Here is a 20,132-nt window from a genome sequence, read left to right on the forward strand (position 1 = left end):
CAATGAACTCTAAAGAAATCATACCTGAAGGACAGATCGCAGATCGTAAAAGTGCTCATGTCCGTCTTTGTCTGGAAGAAGATGTAGCAGGAGAGGGCGTGACTTCTGGTTTTGAAAATTATCATTTTCGCCATCAAGCATTACCTGAGCTCGATTTTGCTCAAATTTCACTGCATACCTCTTTTCTTAATCAACCTGTAGCTACGCCGTTACTCATCAGTTCAATGACAGGTGGAAGCCAAGCAACAGGCGATATTAACAAACGATTAGCCACAGTAGCAGAGCAACGTGGTTGGGCAATGGGACTCGGTTCTGTACGAGCTGCTATTGAGCATGATGAGTTAGCCGCTACATTCAATGTGCGTCAACAAGCGCCGACTATTCCGATTATAGCGAATCTAGGAGCAGTACAGTTGAATTACGGATTTGGGATTGATCAATGTCGACGTGCAGTTGATCTTGCCGAAGCCAGTGCATTGGTGCTTCATCTGAACAGTTTGCAGGAAGTATTTCAGCCTGAAGGTAATGTGAATTTTGCAGGATTGTTAATACAGATTGAACAGATGGCTAAACAGTTAGAAGTACCGATCGGGATCAAAGAAGTCGGTTGGGGTATTGATGGTGAGACAGCACGCTTGCTAGTAGATGCAGGGGCATCTTTTATTGATGTGGCAGGTGCAGGTGGAACGTCATGGAGTCAGGTGGAGAAGTTCCGCAGTATTGATCCTGTACGCCGCGCAGCCGCAGAAGCTTTTGCAGGTTGGGGAACACCGACAGCAGAGTGTATTGTCGATGTGCGTCAAGCGTTACCCGATATGACAGTCATCGGTAGTGGTGGACTCAAAAATGGAGTCGATGCCGCCAAAGCGATTGCTTTAGGAGCAGACTTTGCCGGATTCGGAAGATCATTGTTAGGAGCGGCTGTAGAATCGACAGAAGCGTTGGAACAAGTACTTGCACAGGTAGAGTTTGAATTATCTGCGGCTATGCTAGGTGTGGGAGCAGGAGATATCGCTGCACTACAATCGACAACACGCTTGCGTTCAAGATTTTAAGTACTAGACTGATTTACTCGGAATTGTTAATTTCTTTACGATGACATACAATTCGATCTTGTTCACCTCTCTATCTCTTGTTAGAAATCAAAATAATAGTAATCCTTTGTGGCAGAAAGGAGCAGAATATGGCTGTATCTGAAGCAGAACAAGCACGTCAACAAACCATTCAAATCATTGCAGAACGTTATCAACCTCTTTTTAAATATTTGAAAAGTAAAAAATGTCTTCGTCAGAAAAATGGTGATTTTACATTTGATATTTCATTTACAGGCTCCAAGTATGGCGAATTACGTGTGTTTGTAAGTGTAGAGACCTCTATAGCTCCTCCAGATGCCAATTGTATTTTTATCAGTCCGATTGTGAATTTGACGCGTAAATACAAAAAGATAGATAGTTATCATGTCATAACTACCAGCGAGCGAGAACGGGTGATTGAAGAAATTTGTCGGTATATCGATGAGTTTGTATTGCCGTTTTTTGCACGTTTTGAAAATATTGAAGTTCTTTCACAAGAAGTCTCCAAGCAAGGATTTTTACCTCATCGCAAAAATTGGGATCGGTTCAGTCTGACCACCAAGCGCTTTTTAGAATTATATCCTCCTTCTTCTTCATCGTAGTCAGGTATAAGGTACAATTTGAAATCCAAAAGTAAGTGGATTTCTATGTTTATTGTTGAAATATGTCATGAAATTTTCAGAAAATAGGATAAAATAACTACTTTTTTTGCGAATTCTATTCATAACTCACATCTTTTGTACGATATATATGTAGTTAGACATCGTGAGGACTACAGATATAGGTATGAGGGGGCACCATCAATGAAAAGAGGTAAAAACGTTAAGTTAGGGTTACGCTTAAAATTGTATCTTATGATTATCTTGCCATTGATTATAGTGGCTGTAGTAACATTGTTTATTACACAAATATTAATCAAAGATGCTTCTTTATCTACAATGCAATACAACAATCAAAAGCTAGCTGAAAATACGATTGCTAATCTTAATATAGCTGATATTCAAAAGCTAGGCAGTAGTAATAATCCAGAGCAGCTTAAAGAATATCGTGATCTTCGTAACCAGCTTACAATGTTACGTCAGGAAACCGGATCATTATATATTTATTTGTTTAACTATGTAGACGGAAAATGGTTTTACACAGTAGATGGAGCAGCATGGGATGATGAAGACTATAGCAAATACGGAGACGAATTTGAATTTAGTTCGGGGATTGCTCCAGAAGTATTATCACATCAAATGGTTACGACAGATGTAGCGACCGATCCGACATGGGGCGAATTATTTTCAACCTTTGCTCCGATCAAAGATCAAAGCGGTCAGACTATAGGATACTTAGGAATCGATATTTCAGCGAATGCAGTAAATGCGGTCTATTCCAATACATTAAAACAAGCCTATCAAATGGTGATTCCTGTATTTGCAATCGTGTTATTGATCTCAATTTTGTGTGCAATGGCATTTATTCGCCGGATGTTACGTCAAGTCGGCGAGATTCAATCCAGTATGGAACAGGTGACTAAAGGTGATCTTACTGTTAGCTCCAAACGGATAACAGGCGATCAATTAGGAGATATCAGTGACTTGAATAATGCAATGGTCGCTCATATTACCGATATGATTACGAATATTCAGCAAGGTTCACATACATTGCAAGAATCATCACAATATATTTCCAAAGTCTCTACAGGTACATTACGTCAGACAGAAGAATTATCACGTGCGATTCATGAGATTGCTACAGGTTCTACACAACAAGCAGAGCAGACCGAAGAAGCGGTACAGCATTCAGAGCGATTAGGGCAAATTATTGATGAAGTGCGAAGTTATGTAGAGCGCTTCGGAGATACCGCTCGCCAGCTGACTCAAGTGCGTGAACAAGTGACACACGAACATCAACGACTGCTAGAACAAGGTAAGCAAAATGTACAACAAATGCAACAGATGCAATTAATGTCTCGCGCTCTAGCAGAGCAATCTCAAGAAGCAGCTAACGTTAGTGGACAAGTACAAAGTATTGTCAAACAAACGCAAATTCTAGCGCTTAATGCTTCGATTGAAGCTTCTCGTGCAGGTGAAGCTGGTAAAGGATTTGCAGTAGTAGCAAGTGAAATGCGTAGTCTAGCACAACAGTCGGAAGATTCGATTCGTGAAATAGATACAATTTTAGGTAGCTTTGTTGAGCAAATCGGTGGTATGGGTCACCGCTTCGATCTCACGATGAAGTCTGTTAATCAACAAGAATCACAAATTGAAGAATGTATGCAGACTTTTGAACAGGTGAGTCAAGTTTCAGATGAAGTACAAGGATTGGCTGTTAATCTAGCAGAACGCACTGCACATATGCAGAATCTACGCCATGAAGTAGAAGAACAGCTCAGTTATATCGCTTCGGCTACGGAAGAAACGTCTGCGATGACAGAAGAAGTATCGGCTAGTGCGCAGGAACAAGAACAGTCCGTCACTGAATTATCAACAATCTCTCAAAATCTAACAACACTGTCCAGTCAACTTCAATCTTTGACGAATAAATTTATTGTATAGTTGTTTGCCACACCGCAGGTTCTCATATATAATGAGTGTGGAAATTCATGTTCGTTTATTTATAAATTCAGATCAATAGGAGTTGTCATATAAATGGCTTTGAAAGCAGGTATTGTCGGATTGCCGAACGTTGGTAAATCTACTCTTTTTAATGCAATTACACAAGCAGGTGCAGAATCTGCGAACTATCCTTTCTGCACGATCGATCCTAACGTAGGTATTGTAGAAGTTCCAGACGAGCGTCTAGACAAATTGACAGAATTGGTTGTACCTAAGAAAACGGTACCGACTGCTTTTGAATTTGTAGATATCGCAGGTTTGGTACGTGGAGCAAGTAAAGGCGAAGGATTGGGTAACAAATTTTTGGCTCATATCCGTGAAGTAGATGCAATTGTGCATGTAGTTCGTTGTTTTGAAGATGAAAATATTACGCACGTTGATGGCAAAATCGATCCAATCAGCGATATCCAGACGATTAATCTGGAATTGATTCTGGCTGACTTGGATAGTGTAGAGAAACGCATCGAGCGCTCTCGCAAAAACATCAAAGGCGGTAACAAACAAATCGCTCAAGAAGTAGAAGTATTAGAGCGTATTAAAGAATCGTTGTATAACGATATGCCAGCTCGTAGTATTGAGCTAAGTGAAGACGAGCGTCTATTGGTTCGTGATCTTCATTTGCTCACAATGAAGCCTGTATTGTATGCGGCTAATGTGAGTGAAGATGGCGTAACAGAAGCAGATAGTAATCCGTATGTGCTGAAAGTAAAAGAATTTGCCGAAGCTGAAAATGCAATGGTTGTACCGATCAGTGCAAAAGTAGAAGCAGATATCTCTGAACTGGAAGAAGAAGACAAAGCGATGTTCTTAGAAGAGCTAGGTCTAGCTGAATCCGGTCTTAACCGTCTGATCAAAGCCGCTTACCAATTGCTAGGTCTATACACGTACTTTACAGCAGGTGTACAAGAAGTACGCGCTTGGACAATCCGCAAAGGAACCAAAGCTCCTGGAGCAGCAGGTGTAATTCATACTGACTTTGAACGCGGATTTATCCGTGCAGAAGTAGTGGGCTATGAAGATCTTGTGAATGCTGGTTCTATGAACGGTGCTAAAGAACGCGGACAATTGCGTTTGGAAGGTAAAGAATATTTGGTTAAAGATGGCGATGTTATGCATTTCCGCTTTAACGTATAAGATTAATCTTTTCATCAGATTTGCTTTCAATATAAATGACCAGCCTTTGAGGTTGGTCATACACAAAGAGTCTCGTTTTTCCTAGAGGAATACGAGACTCTTTTTTTGTTGATTTAAGGTTGACGTAGAAAAGGAAGATAAGGCTCTGGGTAAGATGACAGATCGCCATGAAATTCATATGCTACAAAAGCCGGATGATCTCGATGTGGGAATCCTGTGAATGTGGGATCTTCCCATATTTTGGCATCTAAGGCATAGAGCAATGTACCAATGAACCGTTGAATAATACTATACGAACGAGTTTTCGAATATCGATTGAATTGCCGATTTATCCCGTACCCTATCACTAGCATGGTTCCTAAAGACGTGTATTTTTGAAAGTCTAATCCACCTGCTAAAATGGCAAGTTGCTTGATTTCACTTAATGGTATAGCTGTAAAAAAGAAATCTTCTTCAGGTTTTTGAATGCCGACAATCAATTCTACAGGTGTAACTGCATAAAAATATAATTCTTCTTTGGGATCAGTAACCAGTTCTAAAGTTTCGTTTACATGTATATTTATTTTTGAAGATTTAAAGTTACTTTCTATATCCCAAATCTCCTCTTCAGGTAAAATAATATTGTGTCTGCTTAACTTATTAATCATTTTCATTTTTTGCTCATTAAATCTACTGTCTTTTTTCTGTTTGAAAAAATGTAAAATAAAAATACTTACAGCAAGAATAAGTAAAATCCAAATATTATACATTTGATTCAGCAATAGAGCTATCAAAAAGAGTCCCAGTGACACTTGAAAAAATAAGATTCTAGCATTAATTTGTTTAGGTGTACGTCTATAATAGATGAATTTTTTACCTGTACGATATGGATTAGCTACAACAGTATGTAAATAATTCTCTCTAAACGCTACAACCATTAATACCCAAGTAATCGACATTAGTATGAGGAGACGATAATCTTGTTCGCTCATAGTAATGAAAACCATAAATGTAACTACAACAAAAACAAATAAATGAGCAAGATATAATTTGACTCGACTCCAAAATAATTTCCTATACAAATTCAAAATAATCCTCCTACCAAAGTTTAGTATGTATTTCACTTTTTATTATCGGTAGATGTTCATTAAATGTATAGTGAATATCTATTCCAAATAAAACGTCATAAAAAAGCACCCATTCCGCAGAATGAGCGCTTCTTTAACCTATTGATTTCATATATTGATAAGTACAGACGTTATCCTAAAATCTTAACGGTTCAACATTTTCATACTTTCAGGTGCATAACGTTCACCGACAGCAGAACCTTTAGGAGCCGCTTCATCAATATTTTTCAATTCATCATCTGTTAATTTCACTTGTGTTGCACCGATATTTTCTAACAAATATTTTGTTCTTTTTGTACCTGGAATTGGAGCGATATCTTCACTTTGAGCGAGTAACCATGCGAGTGCCAGTTGAGAAGGTGAACAATCTTTTGTTTTGGCAATCTCTTGGATTCGTTTGACTAGATCTAGATTCTTCTGGAAATTCTCGCCTTGAAAACGTGGAGAATAACGACGGTAATCATCTTCAGCCAAATCTTCAAATGACGTAATCTGTCCTGTCAAAAAGCCACGTCCCAAAGGACTATAAGGAACAAATCCAATCCCTAGTTCACGACAAGTGGGCAAAATCTCGTCTTCTACATCACGACTCCAGAGGGAATATTCGGTTTGCAACGCAGAGATCGGGTGCGTCTGATGGGCACGACGAATCGTATCCGCTCCGGCTTCAGATAGACCAAGATAGCGAACTTTACCCGCTTGTACAAGATCACTCATTGCGCCAACGGTTTCTTCGATCGGTACATCTGGATCGACACGATGCTGATAATAAAGATCGATCGTATCAAGACCAAGACGTTTGAGACTGTTATCACAAGCTTCTTTTACATATTCAGGACGACCACTAATCCCGACATACGAACCATCTTCATTACGGACATTTCCGAATTTGGTTGCTAGAATAACTTGATCTCGATTTTGTTGCATAAAAGGACCAATCAATTTCTCATTTGCCCCTACACCGTACATATCTGCTGTATCAAAAAAGGTAACTCCATTATCCAGTGCGACTTGCAAGGTGTGTAGTGCTTCTTTTTCATCGATCTCACCGTAAAATTCGGACATACCCATACAACCTAGACCCAGTGTCGAGACTTGCAATCCTTGTGAACCTAATTTTCGTTGATCCATGAATACAGCTCCTTGTGATCAATAGAGTAACGATCTTTGTTTATCATAATCGATAAAAGAACGCCCTTTAGTATTTACCCATGTTTATGATAGAACGCCTACAACGATAATCTGTTAACCACATATAAAATGTGTATGTTGTGACATATAACTTTCTTTATTATAGTCTTATTGATCTGAAGTATTCAAATCAGCAGATGATCGCTAAAAAAAAGTACAATGGCGCCGTAATTAAGGATATGAAATGGTTACTTCTTGTGCTATAATTAAGAGTCGTAACCACTAATATTTCCCAATATTATGTGTGCGATGAGAATGAATGACGATGTTTGTTTTGATGATGACCTATGTAAAGTGAAACTGCGAACTTAGCAGATTGAATAAAAGAAGAGGTGGATTTCCGTGTTAGATCGTTTACAAGCATTAGCGGACCGCTATGATAAATTAAGCGAGTTATTGTGTGACCCTGACGTAGCAAGTGATTCCAAGCGTTTGAGAGACTTATCCAAAGAGCAATCTGATCTACAACCAACCTATGAAGCATATATCGAATACCGTAAAGTTACCGAAGAATTAGATGCGGCTAAAGTGATGCAAGGCGAGAAGTTGGATGATGAGATGCGTGAAATGGTGAAAATGGAGATTGATGAACTTTCAGCTCGCAAAGATGAGTTAGAAGCTCAAATTCATATTTTACTATTACCTAAAGATCCTAACGATGATAAAAATGTAATCGTTGAGATCCGCGGAGCAGCAGGTGGAGATGAAGCGGCTTTATTTGCAGCCGACCTTTACCGTATGTACACTCGTTATGCAGATACTCAAGGCTGGCGTGTTGAAATGATGGATGCGAGTACCAGTGATCTAGGTGGATTCAAAGAAGTTACGTTCTTGATCAATGGACGCGGTGCATACAGCAAGCTGAAATTCGAAAGTGGTGCACATCGTGTACAACGTATTCCTACAACTGAATCCGGTGGACGTATCCATACATCGACTTCTACTGTAGCTGTTATGCCAGAAGCAGAAGAATTAGAAATTGAAATTCATGATCGTGATATTCGTGTAGATACGTTCTGTTCAAGTGGAGCAGGCGGACAATCTGTAAATACGACTAAATCGGCTGTACGTGTAACGCATATGCCTACAGGAATTATGGCGACTTGTCAGGATGGTAAGTCTCAGAACTCCAACAAAGATAAAGCATTGCAAGTGCTTCGTGCGCGTATCTCGGATATGATGCGTCAAGAAGAAGAAGCAAAATATGCAGGCGAGCGTAAAAGTAAAGTAGGTACAGGTGATCGTAGTGAACGTATCCGTACGTACAATTTCCCGCAAAGTCGTGTAACCGATCACCGTATCGGTCTAACGATGCACCGTCTGGATCAAATTATGAATGGTGAGATTGAAGATATCGTATCTGCATTGACGTTAGCAGAACAAGCAGATTTGATGGAAAAAGAGGCATAATCTATTGGCACAACAGACAGAACAATTTACGATGGAGCCAGAACAAAGTATACGGGAAGCCTATGTTGAGGCTTCTTCTTTTTTAAGCGCTCATCACGTAATGGAACCTGAATCGAACAGTCGTCTTTTGTTAGAATGGGTGCTTGGATTAGAAGGCTCTGCTTTTTATATGGCGATGTTTGAACCTTTTCCGTATGATAAGCAATCCCTATGGGAAGAAGTCATTATGCGTAAAGTGTCAGGAGAACCGGCACAATATATTATCGGTGAGCAAGAATTTTATGGGGAACGCTTTATCGTGACTCCTGCTGTATTGATCCCTCGTCCTGAGACTGAATTATTGGTCGAAGCTATTGTAAAGATCGGTCAACGATTGATGGTAGAACGTGAAGATCAATCACCTGTTGTATGTGCAGATATAGGCACTGGCAGTGGAGCGATAGCATTAACGATTGCGCGTATGTGTCCGACATGGCAAGTGTGGGCAAGTGATATTTCACCTGATGCACTAGCAGTCGCTAAGCAAAATAGTATTCAACAACAGACACCGATCTCATGGCATGAAGGTAATTTGTTAGAGCCTTTTGCCGGTCAGCATATTGATATTTTGGTATCTAATCCGCCGTATATTCCAGATGCCGATATTTTGGCATTGCAACCGGAAGTGAAAGATTATGAGCCAATGACTGCACTTGCAGGAGGACCGGACGGATTAGGGCCTTATCGCATGATGATGACGCAATTAGCTTTGTTACCTGCTTTGCCCAAAGTGATTGGTTTTGAGCTAGGAATTGGACAAGCACAGGATGTAGCAGATATGGTTAGAGTAGCAGGTTATGAACATATTGAGATTATTGCTGACCTTGCAGGTATTGAACGGCATGTCATAGGTATAAAAGAAAGTTAAGGTTGAACCGGAAAAGGGGGCAGACATGATCGCCAAGCTTAAAAGAATAGATTGGAATTTATTTACCATTCTGCTAGTTATGATGGGAGTCAGTATTGCTGTAATTTACAGTGCTACTCATAGTACGCCCAAATTTGCCAATTCGACAGAGCGGATGATTTTTTACTATATTGCAGGATTTGTAGTCTTTTTTGTAATGTCGATGGTTAATTACCGGTTCTGGCTCAAATATTCTCTTTATATTTATGGCGCAGGGTTAGCATTACTATTGCTCGTTATGGTTATAGGACAGACGCTCAATAATGCGCAAGGTTGGCTTAGTATAGGCGGTCTTAGTTTGCAACCAGCCGAGTTATTCAAAATGGTATTGATTTTATTTCTAGCGACATTACTCGCTCGTAAAGAACAATTGAAATTGTTATTCTGGCGTGATGTTACACCGCTAGTGGCTATTACATTTATTCCGTTTGCTTTAGTAATGGCTCAAAATGATCTGGGTAATGCGCTCAGTTATCTGATTATTATGATGGCACTACTTTGGATCGGTAATATTAAATACACTCAAGCTATTTTATTTACTTCTTTAGCAATAGTTATGGTGATTGTTGGAATTCGTAGTTATGTGGCATATCACGATAACATCAAAACCTATTTAGCTGATATCAAGCGTGATCACTGGATGGAACGTCTTGATCCCTGGTTAATGCCTGATCAAGCGACAGAGAAAGCGATCTACCATACACGTAATGCGAAGCTTGCTATTGCATCCGGTGGACTTAGTGGAGAAGGATATATGAAAGGAACATCGGTTCAATCCGATCGTGTTCCATTAACGTATTCTGATTCTATTTTTGTAGTGGTTGCAGAAGAGTTTGGATTTATAGGAGCAGCTATTTTACTCTTGCTGTATTTCACCTTAATTCATCGCTTAATTCTGGTATCATTAGAATGCCGGGAACGAGCAGGACCGTATATTATTATCGGAATAGTAGCGATGTTGCTGTATCAGATTTTTGAAAATATCGGTATGTTTATCGGAATTATGCCATTGACCGGTATTACATTGCCATTTATCAGTTTTGGTGGTACATCATTGGTGATGAATATGGCATGTATGGGCTTGGTCATGAGTATACGAATTCACAATCAAGAAGATAACGATGAAGTTTCGGTTAATGTCACTCAGCGTTATGCACTGAATAAATAATGTAAATGTAATGAGCAAGGAGGCATGACATGATGAACAACCAGACAGAGAATAGCAGTGACAAGCCTCAAGCTGTTCAAGCTAATTCTCTGTGTACATGTTGGGATGTGCGTCATTCAGAGCATATAGAACAACAATTAAGCGAAGCCGGACAGATTTTGGCAAATGGCGGTATTGTCGCTTTTCCTACAGAAACAGTATATGGACTTGGAGCAGATGCCCGCAATACACAAGCGGTAGCATCTGTTTTTACTGCCAAAGGAAGACCGTCAGATAATCCGCTAATTGTGCATATTTCGCATATGGATCAATTGGGATCGTTGGTGTCGGAGATTAGACCACTAGAGCAGACATTAATGGATCATTTCTGGCCTGGACCGCTAACATTAGTAATGCCTGTACGCCCTGATACAGTTTCTCCATTAGTAACAGCAGGATTAAATACAGTTGCAATTCGTATGCCAGATCATCCTATAGCATTAGGATTGATTAGCGCTTCTGGATGTCCTCTGGCGGCTCCGAGTGCGAATCGGTCAGGTCGTCCTAGTCCAACTACAGCAGCTCATGTGATCGAAGATTTGTCTGCTGTGATTGATGGAGTGGTCGATGGCGGCAGTGCAGGGATTGGCGTAGAATCGACTGTTATTCAGGTACAAGACGATCATACAATTATGATTCTTCGTCCGGGTGGTATAACAGAAGAACAATTATCCTCATTTGCCAAGCAAGTGATACGCGATCCTGCGCTACAAGATTCTTCTCTTGAACTAACCCCGCGTTCACCAGGGATGAAATATACACATTATGCTCCTCAAGGGTCAATGACGATTGTGATGGGAGAGCACGATGAAGTAGTCAATCAATATATACAGCAACAGATTGTACAAGCTCAAGCACGTGGCGAGAAAACAGGAATACTTGTATTTGATGAAACGAATATTAATAGTGCGGATACAGTAGTATTATCGCTGGGAAGTCGGCATTCGCTTGCCGAAGCGGCGAACCGATTGTATGCGGCTTTGCGTATATTAGATAGCGAAGGTGTTACATTTATTATGGCGCAAGGTTGTGATCAGCAGGGGGTAGGAGTAGCGGTAATGAACCGTTTATCCAAAGCTGCGGGCGGTCAGATTATTTATGTATGAAAATAGTGAATACATGCGTCAAATTTGGTATAATGATTGATACGGAATGATTATCTTTCCGGTAATCCAAGTCTCACATTATAATGATACGGGAGGTACAGAGAATGCATCACATATTGTTCGTTTGTACCGGTAACACCTGTCGAAGCCCTATGGCGGAAGGTTTTATGCGTAAGCTTGCGAGTGAGCGCGGTGTCGATGTGGAGGTTCGTTCAGCCGGTGTAGCTGCTGTAGATGGAATGTCTGTATCCCGTCATGCCGACGCGGTTCTCAAAGATCATAATATACATGAACAATTATTATCTTCCTCTTTGACTGGTGCAACAATTCATTGGGCAGATCTTATACTCACATTAACAGGGAGTCACAAGCAACATGTGATTCGCAATTTTCCAGAGTCGGCAGGCAAAGTGTACACGTTGAAGGAATATGCTGAAAATGATCACAAAGTGCTACGCGATCTCAAAGAACTGGATAGCTTATATGCAACGATTGAAATGAATCGTTCATTGGGCGAAGAAGTCAATCCAGCAGATCGTCAGCGGTTGATCGAGATTCAACAGCGGATTCCAAGCTTCGATATTGTTGATCCTTTTGGTGGTAGTCGTGATGATTATGAAGTGGCAGCAGCCGATATTCGTAATGCTTTAGAAAAGTTACTCGACAAAATTCAAGCGTACCGGACACAATAAGATAGACGTTAATTTTAGAATAGATATTGATTTTACAAAAAACATGTCTTATGATGTAACTCATAAGAGAGATCCGATGTAACTGGCGACGAGAGTGGAGATGAACCACGATGGAGCATCGGAACATACGGCCGGTCGCCTGGGCAAAAGAGCAGACGTGCGATATTTTTCGCGCACGTTGTGCTCTTTTTTTGTTCTTACAACTTTATATCTTTCACTTCAATCTTATTGTCGCAGTCAGCCCTATGCTTACGCTATAATAAAAAACGAGTGCATTGTACACGTACCTTTTGCAGATAGTGAATAAGCTAAGAAAGCACAAGGAGGATTGAACGATGAGTAATCAGGAAAAATTACAACAGATTCGTCTGGATGCAGCAGCGATCGTACGCGAACTGGCAGAAGAAGCTGGACTAGGTAGTAACAAGTTACTGGTCATCGGTGGAAGTACAAGTGAAATCGCAGGCAAGCATATCGGAACGGCGGGTACATTGGATGTAGCGGAAGCGCTGGTAGAAGGCATTCGCGAAGTTCAAGCAGAATATGGATTCCGTTTGGCTTTTCAATGTTGCGAGCATTTGAATCGAGCACTGGTTATGGAACAAGATACATTAGATCATTACAATTATAACGAAGTAGCGGCAGTACCGATCCCCAAAGCTGGTGGATCGATGGCAACGTATGCGTATCAGACCTTTGTTCATCCATGTTTGGCAGAACAGATTGAAGCTCATGCAGGTATTGATTTTGGGGAGACCCTTATCGGTATGCATTTAAAACGAATAGCTGTTCCTTATCGACCTTCGATTCGGTTTGTAGGCGAAGCTAGAGTGAATGCCGCTCGTACACGTCCTCCTTTAATTGGTGGCGAACGAGCAGTCTACACACCGATGGTTCATGCGGATCGATAAGATCTAATAGGTGATCTATCCTTTTAAATAAGTAATCCAAATGCAGTTATCTAACCGATCTCTAGGAGGAATTATACAATGATGGAGCAATTAAGAAAGAATGATCCGGCAGTACTGGAAGCAATGGGACTTGAACTGAAGCGCCAACGTGATAATATCGAATTGATCGCTTCTGAGAACATCGTTAGTGAAGCGGTTATCGAAGCTTTGGGTTCTGTATTGACGAACAAATATGCAGAAGGTTATCCAGGCAAACGCTACTATGGTGGTTGTGAACATGTGGATGTCGTTGAAGATATCGCTCGTGATCGTGCGAAGCAATTATTCGGTGCAGAACATGTTAACGTACAGCCTCACTCTGGTGCACAAGCGAATATGGCGGTTTACCTGGCAGCCCTCAAACCAGGAGATACTGTTCTAGGGATGAACCTTGCACATGGTGGACACTTAACACATGGTAGCCCTGTAAATGCTTCTGGATTGTTATATAACTTTGTAGCTTATGGCGTACAAGAAGATACATTCTTGATCGATTATGATGAAGTTCGCAAAGCAGCATTCAAACACCGTCCTCGTATGATCGTAGCTGGAGCAAGTGCATACCCGCGTACGATTGATTTTGAAAAATTAGCTTCGATTGCAAATGATGTAGGTGCTCTATTCATGGTGGATATGGCGCATATCGCAGGTCTGGTTGCAGCTGGAGAACATCCAAGCCCTGTACCACATGCTCATTTTGTAACGACTACAACACACAAAACACTTCGTGGACCTCGTGGCGGTATGATTATGTGTACCAAAGCGTGGGCACAAGCGATAGATAAAGCTGTATTCCCGGGTTCACAAGGTGGCCCATTGATGCACGTGATTGCTTCCAAAGCGGTAGCATTTGGCGAAGCATTAGATCCTTCTTTCAAAACGTATGCTCAAAATGTAGTCAAAAATGCAAAAGTGCTTGCACAAACATTGGTAGACGAAGGATTGACTATCGTGTCTGGCGGTACAGATAATCACTTAATGCTTGTAGATACACGCAGCGTAAATATCACAGGTAAAGAAGCAGAACATGTTCTGGATTCTGTAGGCATCACAACGAACAAAAATGCGATTCCTTTCGATCCAACAAGTCCATTTATTACAAGTGGTATCCGTCTAGGAACACCAGCAGCGACTTCACGTGGTATGGATGAAGCAGCTATGGTGAAAATCGGTCAGATTATTGCGATGACTCTCAAATCTCCTAAAGATGAAGCTGTTCTTGCCCAAGCAAGTGCACAAGTAGCTGAACTTACAAGTCAATTTCCTTTGTACCAACAATTGAATTATTAATTTAAAAGTGAATAAACAGTGACTTAACATCGTTAACTTGTATTTTACCGGCAGAAATTCTTATTTCTGTCGGTTTTTCATTATTTTTTTAAAAAAATTTGAAAGATTTACTCCCATTTAAGCAATTTACCATTATAATAGAAAAGACTGGGTGGAAATGATGTAGAATTTGTTTTTATCTGGTAATTGTAAGCGTTATATTGATAAATTCATTATGTTTAATATATTTTGCTATGTGAAAAATCATATGTATTTGAAGCAGTCTGAGGGATGCTTAAAGAGCTCATTCTTAAAAAGAAATAATTCGACAGGATATCGGATGAAATTGCCCACAGGGAATGATATAATAGACGAGGTTTATGGGGCGACATAGTATTCCCCTAATCCTTTTGCTTTGTGGAATGGCCACAAAACCTGATGTGACAGCAAATAGGATGTAGCTAATGTTTATTATTGAAAAGTACCGGAGGGAAAAACCATGGCAAAATTAGTAATATGCGATCATCCTTTAATTCAACACAAATTAACATTTATTCGTGATGTACAGACCAACACGAAAGATTTCCGCGAGCTTGTTGACGAAGTAGCAACATTAATGGCTTACGAAATCACACGTGATATTCCACTTGAATCAATTCCGGTAGAAACACCTGTAATCAAAACAGAAGGCAAAGTCATTTCTGGACGTATGCTTGGATTAATTCCTATTTTACGTGCAGGCTTGGGTATGCTAGATGGCGTACTTAAATTATTGCCAGCTGCTAAAGTTGGACATGTAGGATTGTTCCGCGATCCAGAAACATTCCAACCGGTTGAATATTATGTGAAGCTTCCTACCGATGTACAAGAACGTGAATTGATCGTGATTGATCCGATGTTAGCAACAGGCGGTTCTGCTATTGCTGCGATCGATGTTCTGAAAAAGCGTGGATGCACTCAGATCAAAATGATGAATCTAATCGCTGCTCCTGAAGGAGTAAAAGCTGTTCAAGATGCTCACCCGGATGTAGATATTTATGTGGCTGCATTAGATGAGAAATTGGATGAGCATGGATATATCGTACCTGGACTCGGCGATGCCGGCGACCGTTTGTACGGAACCAAGTAAAGCGAGGTAATCCCAGACTTATGAAAAAAATTAAAGTAATGACAATTTTCGGTGTACGTCCTGAAGCAATCAAAATGGCTCCATTGATTCTGGAATTGCAAAAGCATCCTGAACATATTGAGTCAATCGTTTGCGTAACTGCGCAACATCGTCAAATGTTGGATCAAGTGCTTGAAGTGTTCAATATCACTCCAGATTATGATCTGGATGTTATGAAAGATCGTCAAACTTTGAACGAGATTTCAATGCGTGTACTTAGTGGTCTTGAGCCAGTATTGCAAGAAGTTAAGCCTGATATTGTATTGGTTCATGGAGATACATTGACGACTTTCCTTGCAAGTTATGCTTCATTTATGCAACAGATCAATGTCGGTCATGTAGAAGCAGGATTGCGTACGTGGAACAAACTTTCACCGTATCCTGAAGAAATGAATCGTCAATTGACAGGCGTACTTGCAGACTTGCACTTTGCACCTACAAGTTGGTCAGCAGGCAATTTATTGAAAGAAAATAAACTGCCGTCAAGCGTGTATATCACAGGCAACACTGTTACAGATGTGTTTCAATATACTGTACAGCCTGATTATCATCATCCTGTTTTGGAATGGGCAGCAGGGAAACGTCTGATCTTGATGACTGCACATCGTCGTGAATCTCAAGGCGAACCACATCGTAATATTTTCCGCGCGGTCAAGCGTATTGCTGACGAATTTGAAGATATTGCGATTGTGTATCCAGTTCATCCAAGCCCAGCGGTGAAAGAACCTGCTCATGAAATATTAGGCAATCATCCGCGCATTCAGTTGATCGATCCCCTGGATGTTGTCGATTTGCATAATTTTTATCCGCATACTCATCTGATCTTAACGGATTCAGGTGGACTTCAAGAAGAAGCACCTTCATTCGGTGTTCCTGTACTGGTGCTACGTGATACAACAGAGCGTCCAGAAGGAATAGAAGCAGGTACACTTGAAATGGTGGGTACAGATGAAGAGAAGATCTATGAGCGTGCACATGCATTGCTGAGTGACTCTGAACTGTATGCGTCGATGAGTGAAGCTTCCAACCCTTATGGTGATGGTCAGGCATCGCCACGGATTGTCAATGCGATTTTGCATCATTATGGTATTTTAGAGGATCGTCCTGAAGAGTTTCACACAACGTTCAAAAAAGGTCCCACAGTCGTATTGTGAAAAATGATTTCACAGTATACAGTGGTACTGTAGGGTTAGTGTGATAAAACGCTTCATATCAACGATGTTCTGTGAAAGTCTTGCGTTAATGTGTTAAAGGAAGATGGTTTGACAAAGGCTTAGTCGATTCAGTACAATGAACTGGGATTCCGAGGGTGGAGTGTAAGATGGCAGATGAACCCAAATCAAGCAATTCGAGTTCGAACCCCTGGAAAGCGGTTGGACTTGTTAGTGTGATTGGAATAGATTTAGCTGTATGTACACTCGCCGGATTCTGGTTCGGTTCTTGGCTTGATCAAGTATGGCATAGCGCAGGAATAGGAACCGGACTCGGAGTACTTGCAGGTATGATTCTAGGTATTTTCGGTATTGTTCTTATTATTAAGAAAATAGTGGGGGAAACGAATGAATGAAATACCAAGTTACATTTATTGGCTGACCCGGACTACCTTTGTTTTTCTAGCTCTTTGCTTTTTAGCAGTTGCATTCCTGCCTCAATCTCGTCCGATTGCTTTTGGGATGATTATTGGTTCGGCAGTCAGTTATATCAACACCAAATATTTAGCTAAAAAAGTAAGTATGATGACTGAAGCAGCAGCTACAGGTAGAAGAGGACCGAAGGGTTTAGGGTTTGCACAACGTGCAGCAATTTCGATCGGAGCGGTAGTACTTGCTATTGAGTTCCCGCATTTGTTTGAAATTCATGCCCTAGCTGGCAGTTTGGTGTTCGCACCATTCGCGCTAATTGTTATCGGTTATTTCCTTTCTCGCCATGAGCGTGATAACTCCGATAATGAAAGGGGTGAGAAAAATGCATGAATCACCGATGATAAAAGTCGGGGGCATCGATTTTGATTTATCTATCATTATTGCGTTGATTGTTAGTTGTGCTGTAGTGTTTATTTTAGTGAAGCTAGCAACACGTAATCTTTCGGTAGAAAATCCAGGCAAGTTGCAAAACTTTATGGAATGGGTCGTAGAATTCGTTCAAGGACTAATTTCGAGTACGATGGACTACAAAAAAGGAAAGCCTTTTCTTTCTCTCGGTTTGACTTTGATTATGTTCATCTTTGTTAGCAATATGCTTGGGCTTCCATTTGGTTTAGTGTTCGATTACACAAGCGTAGAAAAAGCTACTGCTTTTGGTCAACCATTAACATCTGTAGTGGACGGACTGGCAAAAGGAAGTCATGGTGTGGAAGTCGCTTGGTGGAAATCACCTACAGCTGATGCTGGAGCAGCGATGGGTCTGGCACTAATCGTATTCGTTCTTGTCCATTACTTAGGGATGGTCAGAAATACGAAGTCATACTTCAAACACTATTTCAAACCGTTCTTTTTCTTTTTCCCTATCAATTTGATCGAACAATTCTCCAAACTGTTGACACATGGTATGCGGCTATTCGGTAATATTTTTGCCGGCGAAGTTCTTATTGCTGTATTGCTTAAAATGTCAGGCGTCTGGTACGGAGCTATCGCTTCTGTTGTAGGTCTTATTGTATGGCAAGGATTTAGTATCTTTGTTGGCTCTATCCAAGCCTTTGTCTTCACGATCCTGGCTATGGTATACATATCACAGTCACTAGAGACGGAAGAAGATCACTAAAATACTATCGGCAATTTTCGGCAACTTTTGAATAGTTGGTATCATCAGTCACTGTGTAAGGGTTCAAAGTTCGGAAGTAGGATAACCTTCATACCGGGCTCAATATAAATTTACTATCTCACATATCTTTAAGGAGGATTTTTAAATGGGAGCATTAGCATTTCTAGCAGCTGCTATCGCAGTAGGTTTGGGCGCATTGGGCGCAGGTATCGGTAACGGTCTTATCGTAAGTAAAACGGTTGAAGGTATCGCTCGTCAACCAGAAGCAAAAGCAACATTGCAAACAGTTATGTTTATCGGTGTAGGTTTGGTAGAAGCATTGCCAATCATCGGTGTAGTATTGGCGTTCATTTTCTACGCAGCAGCGTAAATCAAGCACACACATTGGCGGGGAAGGCCACAGCCATCCGCGCCTTCTTTTTAGCGTGCAGGGTACCTGAGAATTATTTAGATGTTTTGAGGAAGGAGTGAGCTGATTTGCATTTTGTATGGAGCAGTCTTGTAGTTACAATTATTGCTTTCCTGATTTTATATTGGTTATTAAGCCGTTATGCATTCGGTCCATTATTCTCTGTTATGGAGAAAAGACGTGAGCTGGTTAAACAGCAAATGGATGAAGCTGCATTAACACGCAGTCAAGCAGCTCAATATGTCGAAGACCAAAAAGCTGCACTTCAACAAGCACGTAAGGACGCTCAAGATATTATTGAGCAATCTCGTCAGACGAGCAATCGTCAAGCTGAACAATTAATTACTCAAGCTAAAGAGGAAACGACGCGTCTTAAAGAAGAAGCGGCTCGTGAAATCGAAAGCGAGAAAAATAAAGCTGTTGCTGCACTTCGCAGTGAAATCGGCGCCGTCTCTGTACAGATCGCTTCTAAAGTACTGGAAAGAGAAGTGGATGCCAAAGCTCAAGATCAGTTGGTTGACAACTATCTGAAAGAAGTAGGGATTAGACAATGAGCCGCGATACAGTAGTATCTACGCGTTATGCCAAAGCCCTTTTCGAATCTGCAACTGAACATGGTACTGTAGAAGAGACGGAACAAGAACTAAAAGCAATCGTTGAAGCTTTTGCACATGATGCAGATCTTCGCAATTTTATAGCCACACCAAATGTATCTTTTGAAGACAAACGTCGCGTGATTGAAACTGCTTTTGCAGGTAAAGTATCACAACCGCTGGTTCATACGATTACATTGTTGATCGAGCGTGGACGATATGGCATATTTGGCGAGTTATTGAATAGTTATACTGCAATCGTCAGTAGAACGCTTAAAGTAGTCGATGCTTTTGTATACACACCTTATCCTTTAGATGAGCGTGAACAAGCAGAAGTGACGGCTAGATTCGGACAACTATCAGGCAAACGGATTCGTGTACAAAATATTGTAGACAAAACTCTTCTTGGCGGACTTAAAGTCGTCATCGGAGACATGCTGTACGATGGAAGTCTTTCAGGCAAGTTAAATCGTCTGGAAAAGTCTTTTCAAAGACAAGCACAGTAGATAGGGGGG

21 protein-coding genes and 1 riboswitch are annotated in these 20,132 nt (G+C 40.8%); of the genes, 19 read left to right on the top strand and 2 right to left on the bottom strand.

The window, feature by feature from the left end:
* The first annotated feature begins 2 nt into the window (after positions 1–2).
* From fni to ychF, 4 genes are all read left to right on the top strand, one after another.
* Complete coding sequence (gene fni / locus PQ460_RS02870; protein ID WP_274171736.1) at positions 3–1,055, top strand: type 2 isopentenyl-diphosphate Delta-isomerase; 1,053 nt, start codon at positions 3–5, stop codon at positions 1,053–1,055.
* 128 nt (positions 1,056–1,183) lie between these two features.
* Positions 1,184–1,675 (top strand): hypothetical protein, encoded by a 492-nt coding sequence (locus PQ460_RS02875; protein ID WP_274171737.1) that lies wholly within the window; start codon positions 1,184–1,186, stop codon positions 1,673–1,675.
* 201 nt (positions 1,676–1,876) lie between these two features.
* Positions 1,877–3,616 carry a methyl-accepting chemotaxis protein gene (locus PQ460_RS02880; protein ID WP_274171738.1) on the top strand — a complete coding sequence of 580 codons (1,740 nt, stop codon included), beginning with the start codon at positions 1,877–1,879 and terminating at the stop codon, positions 3,614–3,616.
* A gap of 93 nt (positions 3,617–3,709) precedes the next feature.
* Positions 3,710–4,810 carry a redox-regulated ATPase YchF gene (gene ychF / locus PQ460_RS02885; protein ID WP_273613792.1) on the top strand — a complete coding sequence of 367 codons (1,101 nt, stop codon included), beginning with the start codon at positions 3,710–3,712 and terminating at the stop codon, positions 4,808–4,810.
* Positions 4,811–4,923: 113 nt separating this feature from the next.
* Here the strand turns inward: ychF and PQ460_RS02890 are convergent, their stop codons facing one another.
* Positions 4,924–5,781 carry a hypothetical protein gene (locus PQ460_RS02890; protein WP_274171739.1) on the bottom strand — a complete coding sequence of 286 codons (858 nt, stop codon included), beginning with the start codon at positions 5,779–5,781 and terminating at the stop codon, positions 4,924–4,926.
* A gap of 279 nt (positions 5,782–6,060) precedes the next feature.
* Positions 6,061–7,047 (bottom strand): aldo/keto reductase, encoded by a 987-nt coding sequence (locus PQ460_RS02895; RefSeq protein ID WP_274171740.1) that lies wholly within the window; start codon positions 7,045–7,047, stop codon positions 6,061–6,063.
* A gap of 402 nt (positions 7,048–7,449) precedes the next feature.
* Here PQ460_RS02895 and prfA point away from each other — a divergent pair, with 402 nt between their 5' ends.
* The 15 genes from prfA (at position 7,450) to PQ460_RS02970 (ending at position 20,123) form a co-directional block, all read left to right on the top strand.
* Positions 7,450–8,517, top strand: a complete 1,068-nt coding sequence (prfA, locus tag PQ460_RS02900) for a peptide chain release factor 1 (protein WP_273613789.1) — start codon at positions 7,450–7,452, stop codon at positions 8,515–8,517.
* A gap of 31 nt (positions 8,518–8,548) precedes the next feature.
* A complete protein-coding gene (gene prmC / locus PQ460_RS02905; RefSeq protein ID WP_274172865.1) occupies positions 8,549–9,424 on the top strand; it encodes a peptide chain release factor N(5)-glutamine methyltransferase in 876 nt (291 codons plus the stop codon).
* A gap of 25 nt (positions 9,425–9,449) precedes the next feature.
* Positions 9,450–10,631, top strand: coding sequence for an FtsW/RodA/SpoVE family cell cycle protein (locus PQ460_RS02910; protein ID WP_273613788.1), 1,182 nt, complete (start codon positions 9,450–9,452; stop codon positions 10,629–10,631).
* Positions 10,632–10,663: 32 nt separating this feature from the next.
* Complete coding sequence (locus tag PQ460_RS02915; RefSeq protein ID WP_274171741.1) at positions 10,664–11,776, top strand: L-threonylcarbamoyladenylate synthase; 1,113 nt, start codon at positions 10,664–10,666, stop codon at positions 11,774–11,776.
* Between the two features lie 104 nt (positions 11,777–11,880).
* A complete protein-coding gene (locus tag PQ460_RS02920; RefSeq protein WP_204826270.1) occupies positions 11,881–12,468 on the top strand; it encodes a low molecular weight protein arginine phosphatase in 588 nt (195 codons plus the stop codon).
* 68 nt (positions 12,469–12,536) lie between these two features.
* A riboswitch (ZMP/ZTP riboswitch) is annotated at positions 12,537–12,620 on the top strand.
* Between the two features lie 183 nt (positions 12,621–12,803).
* The gene (locus PQ460_RS02925) at positions 12,804–13,379 is read left to right on the top strand and encodes a TIGR01440 family protein (RefSeq protein ID WP_273613786.1); all 576 of its coding nucleotides are present in this window, start codon (positions 12,804–12,806) and stop codon (positions 13,377–13,379) included.
* A 78-nt stretch (positions 13,380–13,457) separates the two neighbouring features.
* Positions 13,458–14,708 (top strand): serine hydroxymethyltransferase, encoded by a 1,251-nt coding sequence (gene glyA / locus PQ460_RS02930; RefSeq protein WP_274171742.1) that lies wholly within the window; start codon positions 13,458–13,460, stop codon positions 14,706–14,708.
* A gap of 478 nt (positions 14,709–15,186) precedes the next feature.
* The gene (gene upp / locus PQ460_RS02935; protein ID WP_069328681.1) at positions 15,187–15,816 is read left to right on the top strand and encodes a uracil phosphoribosyltransferase; all 630 of its coding nucleotides are present in this window, start codon (positions 15,187–15,189) and stop codon (positions 15,814–15,816) included.
* 20 nt (positions 15,817–15,836) lie between these two features.
* Positions 15,837–17,009: a non-hydrolyzing UDP-N-acetylglucosamine 2-epimerase gene (wecB, locus tag PQ460_RS02940; protein ID WP_274171743.1), complete on the top strand. Its 1,173-nt coding sequence runs from the start codon at positions 15,837–15,839 to the stop codon at positions 17,007–17,009.
* A gap of 167 nt (positions 17,010–17,176) precedes the next feature.
* Positions 17,177–17,422 (top strand): AtpZ/AtpI family protein, encoded by a 246-nt coding sequence (locus PQ460_RS02945; RefSeq protein WP_273613783.1) that lies wholly within the window; start codon positions 17,177–17,179, stop codon positions 17,420–17,422.
* Positions 17,415–17,828 carry an ATP synthase subunit I gene (locus tag PQ460_RS02950; RefSeq protein ID WP_273613782.1) on the top strand — a complete coding sequence of 138 codons (414 nt, stop codon included), beginning with the start codon at positions 17,415–17,417 and terminating at the stop codon, positions 17,826–17,828. Before PQ460_RS02945 ends, PQ460_RS02950 begins: the two co-directional genes overlap by 8 nt.
* The gene (gene atpB, locus PQ460_RS02955) at positions 17,821–18,615 is read left to right on the top strand and encodes a F0F1 ATP synthase subunit A (RefSeq protein ID WP_204826276.1); all 795 of its coding nucleotides are present in this window, start codon (positions 17,821–17,823) and stop codon (positions 18,613–18,615) included. The genes PQ460_RS02950 and atpB overlap by 8 nt, the downstream gene beginning before the upstream one ends.
* 145 nt (positions 18,616–18,760) lie before the next feature.
* Positions 18,761–18,985, top strand: coding sequence for a F0F1 ATP synthase subunit C (gene atpE, locus PQ460_RS02960; RefSeq protein ID WP_069328676.1), 225 nt, complete (start codon positions 18,761–18,763; stop codon positions 18,983–18,985).
* 107 nt (positions 18,986–19,092) lie between these two features.
* Positions 19,093–19,578 (top strand): F0F1 ATP synthase subunit B, encoded by a 486-nt coding sequence (gene atpF / locus PQ460_RS02965; protein ID WP_069328675.1) that lies wholly within the window; start codon positions 19,093–19,095, stop codon positions 19,576–19,578.
* On the top strand, positions 19,575–20,123 hold the full coding sequence (locus PQ460_RS02970) for a F0F1 ATP synthase subunit delta (protein ID WP_273613781.1): 549 nt from the start codon (positions 19,575–19,577) through the stop codon (positions 20,121–20,123). Before atpF ends, PQ460_RS02970 begins: the two co-directional genes overlap by 4 nt.
* Positions 20,124–20,132 lie beyond the last annotated feature (9 nt).

The organism is Paenibacillus sp. KACC 21273 (genome assembly GCF_028736095.1).
Taxonomy (GTDB): domain Bacteria; phylum Bacillota; class Bacilli; order Paenibacillales; family Paenibacillaceae; genus Saccharibacillus; species Saccharibacillus kyungheensis.

What these genes read in the sequence shown, in the direction of transcription:
- PQ460_RS02950 (WP_273613782.1), top strand. Translation starts at nt 17,415, where the DNA reads ATGAATGAAATACCAAGTTACATTTATTGGCTGACCCGGACTACCTTT.
- atpE (WP_069328676.1), top strand. Translation starts at nt 18,761, where the DNA reads ATGGGAGCATTAGCATTTCTAGCAGCTGCTATCGCAGTAGGTTTGGGC.
- ychF (WP_273613792.1), top strand. Translation starts at nt 3,710, where the DNA reads ATGGCTTTGAAAGCAGGTATTGTCGGATTGCCGAACGTTGGTAAATCT.
- glyA (WP_274171742.1), top strand. Translation starts at nt 13,458, where the DNA reads ATGATGGAGCAATTAAGAAAGAATGATCCGGCAGTACTGGAAGCAATG.
- PQ460_RS02945 (WP_273613783.1), top strand. Translation starts at nt 17,177, where the DNA reads ATGGCAGATGAACCCAAATCAAGCAATTCGAGTTCGAACCCCTGGAAA.
- PQ460_RS02880 (WP_274171738.1), top strand. Translation starts at nt 1,877, where the DNA reads ATGAAAAGAGGTAAAAACGTTAAGTTAGGGTTACGCTTAAAATTGTAT.
- PQ460_RS02875 (WP_274171737.1), top strand. Translation starts at nt 1,184, where the DNA reads ATGGCTGTATCTGAAGCAGAACAAGCACGTCAACAAACCATTCAAATC.
- PQ460_RS02915 (WP_274171741.1), top strand. Translation starts at nt 10,664, where the DNA reads ATGAACAACCAGACAGAGAATAGCAGTGACAAGCCTCAAGCTGTTCAA.
- PQ460_RS02970 (WP_273613781.1), top strand. Translation starts at nt 19,575, where the DNA reads ATGAGCCGCGATACAGTAGTATCTACGCGTTATGCCAAAGCCCTTTTC.
- atpB (WP_204826276.1), top strand. Translation starts at nt 17,821, where the DNA reads ATGCATGAATCACCGATGATAAAAGTCGGGGGCATCGATTTTGATTTA.
- wecB (WP_274171743.1), top strand. Translation starts at nt 15,837, where the DNA reads ATGAAAAAAATTAAAGTAATGACAATTTTCGGTGTACGTCCTGAAGCA.
- fni (WP_274171736.1), top strand. Translation starts at nt 3, where the DNA reads ATGAACTCTAAAGAAATCATACCTGAAGGACAGATCGCAGATCGTAAA.
- prmC (WP_274172865.1), top strand. Translation starts at nt 8,549, where the DNA reads ATGGAGCCAGAACAAAGTATACGGGAAGCCTATGTTGAGGCTTCTTCT.
- PQ460_RS02920 (WP_204826270.1), top strand. Translation starts at nt 11,881, where the DNA reads ATGCATCACATATTGTTCGTTTGTACCGGTAACACCTGTCGAAGCCCT.
- upp (WP_069328681.1), top strand. Translation starts at nt 15,187, where the DNA reads ATGGCAAAATTAGTAATATGCGATCATCCTTTAATTCAACACAAATTA.
- PQ460_RS02890 (WP_274171739.1), bottom strand. Translation starts at nt 5,781, where the DNA reads ATGAGCGAACAAGATTATCGTCTCCTCATACTAATGTCGATTACTTGG.
- PQ460_RS02895 (WP_274171740.1), bottom strand. Translation starts at nt 7,047, where the DNA reads ATGGATCAACGAAAATTAGGTTCACAAGGATTGCAAGTCTCGACACTG.
- PQ460_RS02910 (WP_273613788.1), top strand. Translation starts at nt 9,450, where the DNA reads ATGATCGCCAAGCTTAAAAGAATAGATTGGAATTTATTTACCATTCTG.
- PQ460_RS02925 (WP_273613786.1), top strand. Translation starts at nt 12,804, where the DNA reads ATGAGTAATCAGGAAAAATTACAACAGATTCGTCTGGATGCAGCAGCG.